16 protein-coding genes are annotated in these 13,521 nt (G+C 69.1%); 5 read left to right on the forward strand and 11 right to left on the reverse strand.

The annotated features are described in order from the left end of the window. From AB0B48_RS17725 to AB0B48_RS17745, 5 genes are all read right to left on the reverse strand, one after another. On the reverse strand, positions 1-221 hold a 221-nt coding region (locus AB0B48_RS17725; protein WP_357202477.1), incomplete at its 3' end, for an FAD-dependent oxidoreductase. 1 nt (position 222) lies between these two features. After that, on the reverse strand, positions 223-780 hold the full coding sequence (locus tag AB0B48_RS17730) for a hypothetical protein (protein WP_357202480.1): 558 nt from the start codon (positions 778-780) through the stop codon (positions 223-225). A gap of 78 nt (positions 781-858) precedes the next feature. Further along, a complete protein-coding gene (locus AB0B48_RS17735; RefSeq protein ID WP_357202483.1) occupies positions 859-1,158 on the reverse strand; it encodes a hypothetical protein in 300 nt (99 codons plus the stop codon). A gap of 229 nt (positions 1,159-1,387) precedes the next feature. Beyond that, the gene (locus tag AB0B48_RS17740) at positions 1,388-2,623 is read right to left on the reverse strand and encodes a low temperature requirement protein A (RefSeq protein ID WP_357202486.1); all 1,236 of its coding nucleotides are present in this window, start codon (positions 2,621-2,623) and stop codon (positions 1,388-1,390) included. A 110-nt stretch (positions 2,624-2,733) separates the two neighbouring features. Then, positions 2,734-3,264, reverse strand: a complete 531-nt coding sequence (locus tag AB0B48_RS17745) for a hypothetical protein (RefSeq protein WP_357202489.1) — start codon at positions 3,262-3,264, stop codon at positions 2,734-2,736. A 151-nt stretch (positions 3,265-3,415) separates the two neighbouring features. On the opposite strand from AB0B48_RS17745, the gene AB0B48_RS17750 reads away from it, so the two are divergent. Next, positions 3,416-4,699, forward strand: a complete 1,284-nt coding sequence (locus AB0B48_RS17750; RefSeq protein WP_357202492.1) for a PQQ-dependent sugar dehydrogenase — start codon at positions 3,416-3,418, stop codon at positions 4,697-4,699. 99 nt (positions 4,700-4,798) lie between these two features. Here AB0B48_RS17750 and AB0B48_RS17755 read toward each other — a convergent pair whose 3' ends face one another. After that, positions 4,799-5,308 (reverse strand): hypothetical protein, encoded by a 510-nt coding sequence (locus AB0B48_RS17755; protein ID WP_357202495.1) that lies wholly within the window; start codon positions 5,306-5,308, stop codon positions 4,799-4,801. After that, the gene (locus AB0B48_RS17760; protein WP_357202497.1) at positions 5,305-5,817 is read right to left on the reverse strand and encodes a DUF1772 domain-containing protein; all 513 of its coding nucleotides are present in this window, start codon (positions 5,815-5,817) and stop codon (positions 5,305-5,307) included. Before AB0B48_RS17760 ends, AB0B48_RS17755 begins: the two co-directional genes overlap by 4 nt. 195 nt (positions 5,818-6,012) lie before the next feature. On the opposite strand from AB0B48_RS17760, the gene AB0B48_RS17765 reads away from it, so the two are divergent. Then, positions 6,013-7,161, forward strand: coding sequence for a sensor histidine kinase (locus AB0B48_RS17765; protein ID WP_357202499.1), 1,149 nt, complete (start codon positions 6,013-6,015; stop codon positions 7,159-7,161). Beyond that, positions 7,158-7,820 (forward strand): response regulator transcription factor, encoded by a 663-nt coding sequence (locus AB0B48_RS17770; protein ID WP_357202502.1) that lies wholly within the window; start codon positions 7,158-7,160, stop codon positions 7,818-7,820. The genes AB0B48_RS17765 and AB0B48_RS17770 overlap by 4 nt, the downstream gene beginning before the upstream one ends. An 89-nt stretch (positions 7,821-7,909) precedes the next feature. On the opposite strand, the gene AB0B48_RS17775 is transcribed toward AB0B48_RS17770, so the two are convergent. Continuing rightward, positions 7,910-8,458, reverse strand: a complete 549-nt coding sequence (locus AB0B48_RS17775; RefSeq protein WP_357202505.1) for a GNAT family N-acetyltransferase — start codon at positions 8,456-8,458, stop codon at positions 7,910-7,912. 130 nt (positions 8,459-8,588) lie between these two features. Here AB0B48_RS17775 and AB0B48_RS17780 point away from each other — a divergent pair, with 130 nt between their 5' ends. Continuing rightward, positions 8,589-9,158 carry a DinB family protein gene (locus tag AB0B48_RS17780; RefSeq protein ID WP_357202508.1) on the forward strand — a complete coding sequence of 190 codons (570 nt, stop codon included), beginning with the start codon at positions 8,589-8,591 and terminating at the stop codon, positions 9,156-9,158. Between the two features lie 160 nt (positions 9,159-9,318). Here AB0B48_RS17780 and AB0B48_RS17785 read toward each other — a convergent pair whose 3' ends face one another. The 3 genes from AB0B48_RS17785 to AB0B48_RS17795 all read right to left on the reverse strand — a co-directional run bounded on the left by AB0B48_RS17785 (position 9,319) and on the right by AB0B48_RS17795 (position 11,562). Then, on the reverse strand, positions 9,319-10,140 hold the full coding sequence (locus AB0B48_RS17785; protein WP_357202510.1) for an alpha/beta hydrolase: 822 nt from the start codon (positions 10,138-10,140) through the stop codon (positions 9,319-9,321). A gap of 19 nt (positions 10,141-10,159) precedes the next feature. Next, positions 10,160-10,729: a DJ-1/PfpI family protein gene (locus AB0B48_RS17790; protein ID WP_355008528.1), complete on the reverse strand. Its 570-nt coding sequence runs from the start codon at positions 10,727-10,729 to the stop codon at positions 10,160-10,162. A gap of 89 nt (positions 10,730-10,818) precedes the next feature. Further along, the gene (locus AB0B48_RS17795; protein ID WP_357202513.1) at positions 10,819-11,562 is read right to left on the reverse strand and encodes a GntR family transcriptional regulator; all 744 of its coding nucleotides are present in this window, start codon (positions 11,560-11,562) and stop codon (positions 10,819-10,821) included. A 436-nt stretch (positions 11,563-11,998) separates the two neighbouring features. On the opposite strand from AB0B48_RS17795, the gene AB0B48_RS17800 reads away from it, so the two are divergent. Then, positions 11,999-13,384, forward strand: coding sequence for an extracellular solute-binding protein (locus AB0B48_RS17800; RefSeq protein ID WP_357202516.1), 1,386 nt, complete (start codon positions 11,999-12,001; stop codon positions 13,382-13,384). Positions 13,385-13,521 lie beyond the last annotated feature (137 nt).

Here is a 13,521-nt window from a genome sequence, read left to right on the forward strand (position 1 = left end):
ACCGCCTCGGGCGGTGCGGGCAGCTGACGAGCCGCCCGGAGCGCGGTCTGGCTGCGCAGCAGCGCCTTGGTCGGCATGCAGGCCCAGTACGAGCACTCGCCGCCCACCAGTTCCCGCTCGACGATCGCGGCGGTCAGGCCGCCCTGCACGACGCGGTCGGCGACGTTCTCCCCCACCGGCCCCGCGCCGATGACAATGACGTCGTACGTGGCCTTTTCCACGTCAGTTTCCCTTCGCGGTGCGGCCGAGGCGGATGGCCGCGATGAGGAAGAAGATGGCGCCGGGGATGGCGTAGCCGATCGCGTTGGTCAGCGCCGGGTTGTCCGCGGAGGCTGCCGCGAAGAACGATGCGCCGGCGATGACGGAGATGCCACCGCTGATGATCATCGGCCATTGGCCCCCCATCTTGCGGCGGGTGACGGCCACGATCAGTTGAACCAGTCCGGCCACGACCGCCCAGGCGCCCCAGACGCGCAGGACCGCCGGGATGCCGGACGCGCTGGCGACACCCAGGCCCACCGCGGCGAGCAGGCTGATCGCGACGTTGACGTACAGAAGGGTGGGCGATCCGGTGGCCCGCGACGCGCGGACGTCGACGATGGCGGCGGCCACGTCGAAGAGCGGGTAGAGCACGAGCAGCGCGGCGGTGAGGGGGTTGAGGTGTTTGGCGAGGGGGAACGTCACGGCGGCCCAGACGATCGCGAAGGCGAAGCGACCGAAGTACAACCGCCGCAGGGCGGCGGCCGTCGTCGAGATGCCGGGAACGGCAACGGTGGTCATGGTCATCCTCTCGGAAATTTCCGGAGCGAAGGGACATCCAGCGGGGTGAGGGCCGCCGCCGGGAGGGGAAGGGCGGTGCTACTCGACGTGGGAGAACAGCCCCGTGATCTCCACCTGAGCGCCTTGGAGCCCACCGAAGACGGCACCGGCAGCGGGCGTCGCGACTGCGGCAGAGGCGTCCTCGTAGCTGGCGAAGTACAGGTCGAGCGTCCGGTACGCGGGTGTGGGCGTGCCGTCCTCCTTCGGCCACACCTTGGCCGACTCGACCCGCTGAAGCTTCGGGAACGTCTCCGCGGCCCGGATTACGTCGGCATAGACCTTCTCGAACTCGTCGGGGTCGGCGGGGTTGCCGATAACAAGGGTGATCTTGGTGGGCACGGCGCTCTCCTTCAGGCACAGCCGTACACCTGGCCGGGCGCCAGGTGGAACGAACGTTCTGTCTGTTGGAACCGTACCTACTCGGCCTTTCACCGTCAAGACCGACCGTTCTATCTTGTGCTTGCTGTGGCGCCCGCCACCAGCTGGATCCGGCTCGACGGGAACGCGCGGTGCGCCCAGTCGGGCGATTACGTAATGAAACGGGCCATCCTGGCGAACGGGTGCCGCTTCACGCCTCGGAGTCGCGGTCTCCGGACGTCTCCCGTCCGATCGGCGAGGCGGGAACCTCCAGTGACTGGCCTCGCCAGCGCAGCGCTCCGAGTAGCGCGACCAGGGCCAGCACACAGGCCACCACGCTCAACCCGACCATCGGCGCCCGATGCGCCAGCGCCGGCGTGGACACCAACAGGGCGCCCAAGCCGATCACCTGGGGTCGGGAGACCTGACCGAAGACCTCGTACTCCAGGCGCAGGCGGGCCACGAGGAAGAGCATCGGTCCGCCCACCACGAACAGCAGCCAAGTGGGCCGCGGCTGTCCGAACGGATGATCGATCACCAACTCGTAGCCGACCGAGGTGACGAGCACGCCAAGCACGATGAACAGGTGCGTCCGTTCCGACGTGGCGCCCAGCCGGCCGGGCATACCCGCCCGCCCGAACGCCTCCGACAACAGCAGACCGGCGCGGTAGAAGTAGATCCGCCAGAGCAACGCGCTGGTCGCGAACGTGACCGCGAAGGCGGCCGCCCGATCCCCGGAGTAGTCCGCGCCGCTGAAGACCACACCGATAACCAGAATCGACTCACCGAGCGCGATGAGGAACATCTGTTGATAACGGTCCGCGAGATGGGTCCCCGCGATCCGCCACCGACCTATTCTCGAGACCCCGAGCCACGGCAGCGGCCAGCCCAGGACCCAGGCGAGGTAGTCGACAGCGAGGGCGACAACCCACAGCGGCAGGCGGAGGTGGTCCGGGCCCAACGCGCCGACCAGCCACAGCGGGGCGCTCACCAGAGCCCACACGACAAGCCGGAACGGCACCAGCCGTCGCGGATGCCCACGCAACGCGACCGCGACCACCAAGGGCCGCAGCACCATCACCATCAGGTACGCGACCGCGAACGGCACCGCTCGTTCCTCAAGGGCGCGGGGCAGCGTCACCGCCATGATCAGTCCGACGAACATGGTGCCGATCACGACGGCTTGAATGACCGGCTGCTCCGGTTCGTACCGGCTGGTGATCCAGGCAGTGTGCGACCAGATCAACCAGAGCGCCAGAAACAGCAGCAGGGTACGTCCGAAGCCCGTGACGAGCGCCCAGCCAGTGTCATCGGCCAATCCGGCGAAACGTTGCGAGACCCGGGTGAGGGCCACCACGAAGGCCAGATCGAAGAAGAGCTCCAGGAACGTCGCCCGACCCGAACTCATCGGAGGGCGCAGCAGCTCGGCACCCCGCCCCGCCGCCATCGTCCGCCTCCGTCCGCCTCTCGCTACCAACGAGCCGACCGCCAGTGGAGTTGCGTCGACGCTCACCTGGCGTCTGGCCTGGAATGACGGCGGCGGGTCCGGCGTGACGGTTACGGGCGGGCGTTGACCGGTCGGGGCGCGAACGCGGAGGGCAGGCCCAGTTCGGCCCGGGCAACCTCAATGAATCGGCGCTCGGCCTCCCACAGGGCGTCGAATCGTTCCGCGGGCAACGCCTCGGCGCCACTACCGGCCCGTGCAGCCGCCAGGAGCCGGGCTTGGCGCACCAGCTCCGACGAGCGACTCACCACCTCGACTGTGCCGGCCACCAGCCGAAGCGCGGTCTTGGTACTTTCCAGTCGCTCCCGGTAGCGGCTGCCCTCGTCGTCGAAGAACGGCATGAGATCACCCGGATCACGGGGGCGCGGCACCGCGGTGATCTGGGCGGCCGGGTTGAGAGCAAACGCTACGTACTCCCGGAGCGCCCCGATGAAATCGGTGTACGCGGTCAGCCGGATGTCTCGCCACTGTCGATCCTGGTCGCGCCGCCAGAGCCGATCCTGTGCCCGGACGGTGAGCCACCCACCGATGAGGACCGCCAGCATTGTCGTCGTCGCGGTGACACCCACCTGGATCAGACTCACCGGCACCACCGTTCGTATTGATCGGTGACTCACCCTACCGTCCGTTGTCACCCGCTCCGGACCTCGCGGAACGGCCCAGGCTCGAACGGGACGCGCAGACATCAGTTGGATATCGATTGCAGTCACTGTACGGTGGGAACGCTCCCAGACCGTGTCCACCACCCACCTGCTCGAGGAGCTGAACATGTCACGACGACGTCGTCGCCCGGCCGCCATGCTGGCCGGGTTGCTCGCTCTGGCCCTGGCTGCGGCCCTGTCGCCACCGACGCCAATTGCCAGCACTGCCGCGGCCGGCCCATCCAAAACCCGTGCTGTGCCACTCACTGAGCTGACAGTGGTTTCCGAACGGGTGGCTTTCGGTCTGCAGCGTCCCATCGCGATCACCGGGTTGCCGGACGGCCGGATGCTGATCGCGGAGAAGAACGGCACTGTGCGCGCCTACCACCCCGACACCGGCCTGGCACCCGACCCGGTGATCGACCTGACCGCCCGGATCGACACGTCGGACAACGAGCGTGGCCTTCTCGGCATCACACCGGCGCCGAACTTCGCGCGGACCGGAATGCTCTACGTGGCCTACACGAGCCTGCCGGCCGGCGCGCTGACCCTGGCGCGAGTGCCCATCAACGCCCCCGATCGGGTGCAGGTGCTGCTCACTCAGGAGCACGCCGAGTACGGCAACCACAACGGCGGACAGGTGGCCTTCGGCCGCGACGGCTACCTCTACTGGTCCCTCGGCGACGGTGGCTACGCGAACGACCCCTACAAGAGCGGCCAGAACCTCGGCACCCTGCTCGGCAAGATTCTGCGGATCGACGTCAACCGCAGCTGCGGGGCGAAGCCCTACTGCGTGCCCTACGACAACCCGTTCGTCCGCACGGCGGGCGCGCGGCCGGAAATCTGGGTCTACGGGCTGCGCAACCCGTGGAAGTTCTCCATCGACCCGGCCGACAACTCGCTGTGGATCGGTGACGTCGGCCAGGGTCTGATCGAGGAGATCAACCACATCCGCCCGTCGCAGCGTGGCGCGAACCTCGGCTGGTCCTGTCGGGAGGGCACGCCGGTCTTCGACGAGACGCAGTGCCGGCCGGGCGTGCGGCTCACCGACCCGATCGTCGAGTACGACCACTACATGACCGAGAACTGCTCCATCATCGGCGGGCTGGTCTACCGGGGGTCCGTCACCCCGGAGGCGCGGGGCACCTACATCGCCAGCGACTACTGCTCGACCCGCGCTTTCGCAGTGCGTCCCAAGTCCACCGGTGGGTACGAGTCCGCTGAGATCGGCACCTTCCCCACCCAGCCGACGGCGTTCGGCGCCGATGTGAACGGCGAGCTGTACGTGCTCAGCGACCTCCCGGGATGGCTGAGCAAGGTGCGGTTCGAGCGGGTCCAGCCGACCCCGACCCCCACCGCCGGGGCGACGATCCGCTGAACCTCGGGACATGCGCGTGACACCCGCGCTACCTCAGGGGACGGCCGCGCTCGGCGGCCGTCCCCTGCTCGCGCGGGCTGGTGCTCGCCGGTCGACAGATCAGCCTCGCGGTGGCCGAGGGGCACTCGCCTCGTCCGGCGGGCGCCACGCCTTCTCGACCGGCTGCTCGGCGGCGCGCTGCCGCCCGGTGACGAGCCGGCTCAGCACCGCCGCCACCGCCCCGGCCACCACCCCGGTGAGGATTCCGGTGACGAGGCTGGAGAACACCGCCGCCACCCGAAGGATCGCTTCCTGCGCCCGAGGGTCGATGTCCCCGAGCCTCGGCCCGGTCGCACCGAACGCCTCGTCCCACAGAATCTGGTGACCAACCGCGAGAAGAACACCGTAGATCGCCCCGATGACCACCACGGTCAGGAACGGACGCGGCGGACGCCGCCACAGCACGGCGGCGACCCAACAGATCAGCGGTACGACCGCGAGCAGCACGGCGGCGGGCCGCCCTTCCTCCACGACGTGCAGGTCGTGCAGGACCACCCGCGGTGCGGCCAACACGGCGAGCGCGACCAGGGCAGGCCACGAGAACCCGAGCGTGCGACGCCCGGCGCTCATCGCTCGACCCGTACCGGCGCGGTTTCCCTGGCGAAGCGCAGCAGGGCGGTGAATGCCAGCGCGGACGTCACCGCTCCGCCGGCGAGGCGCACCCAGTGGCCGGCGACGAACTCCTCGGCGACCTGGCGTAGGTACTCCGGGGAATGCGTGCCGACCGGGTCGACGAACATGATCTCGTTGCGTGGCCAGAAGAACACCACCGAGAACAGGAACTCGCAGGCGATGAAGACCGCCGCGGCGGCGGCGACGTACCACCGCAGTCGCCGATTGCGCCACGTGAGGGCGGTCGCGGCGAGGCTCATCAACACGACCGAGGCGCCCAGCGGCGGGAAGTAGTCGCTCGGGCCTCCGGCGACCAGGAACTCACGGGCCCGGTCCAGCGAGGCTGGTGCGTCGCCGAAGACGTTCGGGTAGAGCATCACGGTCTCGGCCGCGACCCCACCAAAGGACATCATCGCGGCCCAGACGAGCACGACAAGCACGATCCACGTCAGCCTGATACGGGACACAGCAGTACTTCTCCTTGGTTTTCGAATCCTTGCGGGCACGATCTGTGATGTCGCCGTCGACGCTAGGTCGCCAATTCGGGGCCGTCTGCCGCGCAGCCGCGTGAGCTGGCATCGCTTCTCGACGTACGTGCGGGAGCGGGGGTGTTGCCTGCGGACGGCAGCGGCTCGGGCCCGCGCCGACTTAGGCTCACGGACGTGCAGGCAACCTCACCCATCCGAACCGAGGCGCTGCTCGCTGTGGCCATCCTGGGCCTGGTCGCGGCGGCGATCGCGACCGAGGACGCGCCGGCCTCCCGGGCGGTGCTGGCTGGCGGGTTCGGGGTCGGCCTGGCCGTACTGCTGCTGGTAGCCCGGCGTTGGACCGTCCCCGCGCTGCTGGCGACAGCCGCCGGCATCCTCGGCTACTACGCGCTGGAGTTGCCGCCGGTCGGCGTGGCCGCGCCGGCCGCCGCCATCCTCTACGTGGCCGCCCAGCGGGGCCGGGTGGTCCCGGCCGCCGCCGTCGGCGGGAGCCTGCTGGCCGTTTCGGTGGCCGCCCGGCTCGTCGAGGGAGACGACGTCTCTGTCGTGATCGGTGCCGGTCTCGGCTCCGAGGCGGCCCTGATACTCGCCGTCATCGCTCTCGGTGACGCCGTCCGCAACCGGCGTTCGCTACGGGTCACGCTGGCCCGGCAGGCCGCCTCGGCGGCCGAGGAACGCCGCCGGGAGGCAGCCCGGCAGGTCGAGGCCGAGCGGCTGCGCATTGCCCGGGAGGTGCACGACACGCTCGGACACACGATGTCGGTGGTCACCCTGCAGTCGGCTGTGGCGAGGGAGGCACTTGCTGATGCCGAGCCGGAGCGGGCCGAGGCCGCGCTGGCAGCGATCCACTCGGTGAGCGGCAGCGCCATGGCCGAGCTGCGGGCCACGTTGGGCACGCTGCGTCGCGAGCCCGGGCCACGCGAGCCGGCCCCCGGTTTCACCCAGTTGCCTACGCTCATTGAGGGCGTCCGCCGCGGAGGGCTGCCGGTCGAACTGCGTCTCGACGGGTCGGTCGACACCCTGCCCACGGTGGTCGGCAGCACTGTGTACCGCATCGTGCAGGAGGCACTGACCAATGTGCTGCGCCACGCGCACGCCACCCGCGCCACGGTGACGATCCGGGCGACCCCGGCCCGACTGTCGGTGGAGGTCGTCGACGACGGCCGGGGATCCACCGGCGGCACGGCGGTCGAGACGGGTCAGGGGCTACGCGGTATGTCGGAGCGGGTTGCCCTGCTCGGCGGAACCCTCGATGCCGGCGAGACCGCCGACGGCGGCTTCCGGGTCTCGGTCCACCTACCGCTGGCCGGTGTCGCCGCATGACCGACGTACGCGTCGTCCTCGTCGACGACCAGCACCTGGTCCGCACCGGACTCCGCGCGTTGCTGGAACGCGCCCCGGACATCACCGTTGTCGGCGAAGCCGGCGACGGCCGGGTCGGTGTGGCAGTCGCCCGCGAGCAGCGGCCCGATGTCGTCCTGATGGATGTCCGGATGCCCGGCGGCGACGGTATCGAGGCCACCCGCCGCATCCTCGCCGACCCGACGCTGGCCGACGTCCGGGTGGTCATGCTGACCACCTTCGACGACGACGAGTACCTCTTCGAGGCCATCCGCGCCGGCGCCGCCGGCTTCCTCCTCAAGGACACCCCGCCCGACGCCCTGCGGGACGCCGTCCGCGTGGTGGCCGGCGGGGACGCGCTGCTGTCACCGGCGGTCACCCGGCGGGTGATCGCCGCGGCCGCCCGCTCCCCCGTCGCGGACCCGGCCCGGCTGATCGGGCTCACCGGGCGCGAACGCGACGTCCTGGCACAGGTCGGCACCGGACGGTCGAATGTGGAAATCGGCGCGGCTCTGCATCTCAGCCCGGACACGGCCCGCACGTACGTAAGTCGTCTGCTGCACAAACTGAACGCCCGCGACCGCGCCCAGCTTGTGGTTATCGCGTACGAGAGCGGGCTGGTGCGCCCCGGCGACGGCTGAGCAACGGCGGAGAGCAGCCGGCCACCACTTAAGTGAGCACATTGAGTGCGCTGGCAAGATTCGGCCGGACGTGGCCGCCGCCGACCAGCTCAAGCAGACGCCGTGGCCGGGGACCGCAGGCCGAGCCACTGCTCGGCGTCCCAGGCATGGAACCGCTCCACCTCGGTGAACCCCAGCGTTGCCGCAAGGCGCATCGAGCCGACGTTGGCGGTTTGGGTGGTGAGCACCACCGGCTCGCCGGGAAGGACGCCGCCGAGCCAGTCGAGTGCCGCCGCGCACGCCTCGGCGGCGTACCCGAATCCCCACGCCCGTGGCAGAAACAGGTAGCCGAGGTCGACCTTCCCGATCGCAGCCGGGCGATGGTGCGCCGTTGCTCTCCTGAGCAGGATCTGGCCGATCATCGCCCCGTCGAGCTCAACGACGAAGCTCCCCGGCCACTGCTCGGGCACCACGGGCATCTCGCGCTCAAGCTCGCCAGGCAGGCGGGGACCACCGAGGTAGCTGTTCACCTCTGGCGACGCCAACAGCTCGATGAAGGCGTCACGGTCCCGGGCTTCGGGCTCACGGAGCACGAGCCGCTCGGTCCTGATCGGAGCAGGCGGCCAAGCCACGGCTTCCAGGTCTGCCATGCGCGTCATCGGTCGAGGCTGTCACACCTGGGTCATCGGAACCCCACCCAGCCAGCGCGAGTTGTCATTGTCGAACCGCGCTCCCGGCGGCGCGGTCCGAGGGACACAGCCGGGCCTCTGCTGTAGGTAGCGTGCGGGAATGACAAGGAGCGAGCGGATCGCGGACCAGCTGGACCGGTACTGGCACAGGAACCTGCGTCCTCGACTGCACGGTCTCGCCGATGAGGAGTACTTCTGGGAGCCGGTGCCTGGCTGCTGGAGCATCCGCCCACGTGGCACGTCGGTCGCATCGATGCCGGCGGGTTCGGGGGCATGGACGATGGACTTCGCGTCCCCTGACCCGGTGCCGGCGCCGGTGACCACGATTGCCTGGCGGCTGGCGCACATCATCGTCTCCTGCCTGGGCTACCGGGTCGGATGGCACTTCGGCGGCCAGGACGTCGACTCCCAGACATTCGCCTACGCGGCGACCGCTGACGAGGCGCTGAAACAACTCGACGAGATGTACGGGACATGGAACGCCGGCGTCCGCGAGCTCTCGGACGCCGACCTGGAGAACCCGCCCACTGTCGGTCCCGAGCGGTTTCCCATGGAGGGCATCGTCCTGCACGTCAACAGGGAGCTCATCCATCACGGCGCCGAGATTTCCCTGCTGCGCGACCTCTACCGCTGGCAGGACGGGGCCGCGCGCGCATCCACCGGTAGATGACCGCAGCATTAATGTGCTCAGCCAGCGGTCCGCTGTAGACGACACACGACCTCACGTCGCGGCAGACAGACGTCGACGGCCAGAACGACCATACAGGCGTGGATCCCAACCCCGCCAACGACAGCGCGAAGATCACCATCATCGCGGAGTGCCGCAGCGGTCAGTGATCTCGGTCCGGGTCGAGGAAGCACGACAGCAGCTGTCTGAACTCCTGCGGGTGCTCGATCGCCGGCACGTGCCCGCATCGACCGAACACGTGCAGACGGACGTCGGCCAGGTGTTCGAGCAGGGGCTGGGCTGCCGTCGCGAGCGGGGTGACCCGGTCCTCGACGCCGTGCACGAGCAGCACGGGCGCGCGCACCGCCGCCAGCGTCTGCGCAGAAAGGGTGAGATCGGCGGCCCATCGTGCCCGTGGTGGAGGGAACAACGACGCGAATGCCGCCGCCCCCGCCTGCATGGCGGACGCGCGGGCGTCGACGGCCTCATCGGTCACGAGCGCCTGGTCGAGGACGAGGCGACTGAGCATGTCTCGTGCCCCGGACGGGCTGGCGGGGGCGGCCCAGAGCGCGTCGAGGTCGGCAGAGAGCGGCGCCCCGGGTGCGCCCATCGTCGAGACCGCCACGACACGGGTGACCTGCTGGGGGCGCGCGGCCGCCAACGCCAGCGCCACGGCACCGCCCATGGAGTGACCCACCACGGCGTAGTGCTCGATACCGAGGGCATCCATCAGGCTTGCGGCCTGCTCCGTCCACAGCCGGAGCCCACCCCTGGAGCCTGCCGGGAGGGGTGTGCGGCCGAACCCCGCCTGGTCAGGAGCTATCACGTGCCAGGACGTGCCCAGCGCCTGCGCCGTCGTTGCCCAGGCGCCGGACCCGGTCGTGCCGGGTCCGGAGCCGTGCAGCATCAGCACCGCGGGCCCCGCGCCGCTGTCCAGGACGTGGACGGGGGAACCGTCGACTGTGACGGTCCGACGTGCGGTCACCAGGGCAGGTCGAATGTGCTCATGCCGACGCGGGGTCGACGGACTTCGAGAAGAGCTCCATCATCGCCCTGCCGAACTGCGGCATGTCGGGCCAACCCCGGCAGGAGACGAGGTTGCCGTCCACGACGTCGGGAGCGTCGATGACCGTCGCGCCCGCGTTCTCCATGTCGCCGGTGATGGGGGGAAAACACGCGGTCTTTCGACCCTTCAGCAGCCCGTACACCGCCGGCACCTGCGCGCCGTGGCACACCAGCGCGATGGGGAGGTTGCGCGCGAAGAAGTGCTCGGTGATGCGCCTGACGTCGGCATCGACCCGGATCCACTCGGGGGCTCGTCCCCCGGGGATGATGAGGGCGTCATAGCGCTCGACGTCGACGTCGGCCCAGGGCACGTCGACCGGCAGCTTGCGGCCGTTCTTCTCCACATAGGCGTCGGAGTTGGGGTCGAACTCGTGGATGACCAGTTGCACGTCGCGCATCGTCCGTGACGAGACGTCGACGTCCCAGCCGCCCTCCTGCACGCGGTAGTAGGGGTACATGGTGTCGAGCTCCTCGGCGGCGTCGCCGGTCAGAAGCAGCGCTCTGGGCACCTACTTCTCCTCGCATTTAGGGACGGGTGAGGTGGATCCAATCCGATCCGATCTGGATTGAGTCAGCATTCCTGGGCCCAGCGCGCCCGTCAAGCCTCCACCGTCATTCCGTCCGCGTGCTCGATCTCGTTGAACAATCGTCGGAAACGCTCACCGGATCGAAGGATGTGCCGACGCATCGCGTAGGCGGCGGCGTCGGGGTCACGCGCGGCGATCGCGGCCACGACGTCCTCGTGCTCGGCCATGGCCAGGTGCGTGACCTGGGTGTCGTGGTGAAGCCGGAAGAGGTGCACATGGCTGTGCAGGCGACCGAGCGTCTCACGGATGACCAGGTTCTCCGCGCTCAGGGCGACGAGGTCGTGGAAGGCCGCGTCGCGTAGCCCGAAGGCGCCGTAGGCCATGGGTCCGCTGCCCCCCTCCAGCTCCGCCATCTCCTCCAGCATTCGTCGCAGACCCGCCACCTGCTCCGCGGATGCGCGTTCGGCGGATCGGCGCGCTGCCGCCGGCTCGAGGAGCAGGCGGACCTCGAGCATGTCCTCGAACCGGTGACGGGTTATCTGGGGGGGAATGCGGTAGCCGGCATGGGGCACCCGCACGACCAGGCCCTCGGCCTCCATCCGGTTCAGAGCGTCTCGGATCGGCGTCTGCGAGACCCCCAGTTCCCGGGCCAGGACGTCGATCGTGACGCGGGAGCCAGGCTCGATCCGTAGCGACATCAGCTGTCCGAGCAGCGTGTCGTACACCTCGTCGGCGAGCCGGCCGCCCGATCTTCCCGCCGGCGTCCCGCCCGTCACGGCCCTGCGGCCCCGCGCGATCATCGCTTCGTCGTCCATCGTGACGTGAGGTCCCTTCCTGCGCCTTCGCGAAACTATTGACATCAGTCACAACGCTGCGGCATGCTGACGCCCCCACGCGATCGTATAGGAAAAGCGGCGCACATCCGCCATCCCGCACATCGCGGCACCACCGCCACCGCTTCACTTCGATCACCTGAAACTCCCACGAGCATGCTCGACGTCCCGCTCGGGTCGTCACCGGGTCGCAGCTGAACCGAAGGACCTCTCGACGGCAGGCAGACCCGGCACATGCGGCGTACTCGTGACGCCGGTCCGCGGGTCGGTCCCCGCGGCAGCCCGGCAACGCGCCTGAACAACCCAGCAACTGCTCGGCGAAGCACATAGCGAGGCCTTAGAAGTTCCCACCCAGAAAGCAGGCAATAAGATGCGGTATCTGAAGCGAACAGGACGATTGTCCGATCCCGGCCGAAAGGTGCAGCTGGCAACCCTGGCCATGCTGCTGGTGGCCACGACCGCGACGGCGTGCGGCGATGGCAAGGACGACGGCGAGAAGGCGAGCGCCCCCAAGGCGCCGGCGACCATCCCGGAGCTCACCAAGGATCCGCTGACGCTCAGCTTCATCTGGTTCGACTGGCCGCCGGCCAAGGCACTGGAAGCCTTCGCGAACGCGGAGTACAAGAAGGAACGGCCGAACGCGACCATCAAGGTCAACACCGTGCCGAACGCGAACTGGCACGACGCCATGTTCACCCAGTTCGCGGCGCGAAAGACCGACTTCGACATCGCGATCCTGGACTCGCAACATATCGGCGAGGCCGTGACGAACGGCAACATCCTCGACATCACCGACTTCGTCAAGAAGAACATCGACGTCACCGCCTACGACCCGTACCTCCTGGCGGCCTACGGCCAGTACCCCCAGGCGGAGACCGGCAAGCGCGACGAGAACGCCAGCCTGTACGGACTACCGCTGCTCGGCGACACCTGGACGATGATCTACCGCAAGGACCTGATCGGTGACAAGCCACCGCAGACCTGGGACGAGATGATCGCAGCCGCCGCGAAATGCCAGGCGGACAACCCTGGCGTCAGCGGGCTGGCCTTCCACCAGGCCAACGGCTCCGACGCCGCGGCCGTCACCTACAACACGGTGAACGGCGTCTACGGCGGCAACCTCTGGGACTCCAAGGCGCGCAAGATCGAGGGTGTCCTCAACGACACCGCGGGCCAGGAGGCGATGGACGTCCTGGTCAACAAAATGAAGCCGCTGACCGCCAAGGGTTCCGGCAACTGGTTCATCGACGAGGTGAACGCGGCGGTCGCCCAGGGCAAGGCCTGCATCGCGTTCAACTGGATCGCCGCGAGCGGTGGCCTGCTCGATCCGAAGCAGTCGACGCTTGGTACCAGCAGGGAGAAGATTCTCGACAAGCTGGGTTTTGCCACCCTGCCGAGCCAGAAGACGAACCTGGTCCCCCTCGGCGGCATGGGGATGCACGTGTCGGCCTACTCCGCCAAGGACAACCAGGCCGAGGCCCTCAACTTCATGGAGTGGTTCGAACGGGCTGACATCCAGAAGAAGTGGGCCGCGGCTGGTGGCGTGCCATCGCGTACGGACGCAATCCAGTCACCCGAGTTCCTCAACGCCGGGCCGTTCAACAAGGTGTACGCCGACTCGGTGCCGCGGATGCGGGACATGTGGAACGTGCCCGAGTACGCGCGCCTCGTCGACATCGAGAACACCAACGTGAACGCGGCCCTCAACGGCGCGAAGAAGCCCAAGGATGCGCTCGACGACATCGCCAAGGAGCAGCAGGGCGTGCTCGACTCCGGCAACCGCAAGGGTGGCGGCGGACTGTGAGTGACCCCGCCCCTCTGACTACCGACGATCCCGGGCAGGTGGAGCAGCCGCTGCACGACCCGGTGCACAGTGCGGGCCACCTCGGCCCGCAGGTCGTCTCCGAGGTCGGGGCGACGCTGGGCCAGTCGGCGCAGCTC

This window comes from Micromonospora sp. NPDC049089 (assembly GCF_040648775.1).
GTDB lineage: Bacteria > Actinomycetota > Actinomycetes > Mycobacteriales > Micromonosporaceae > Micromonospora.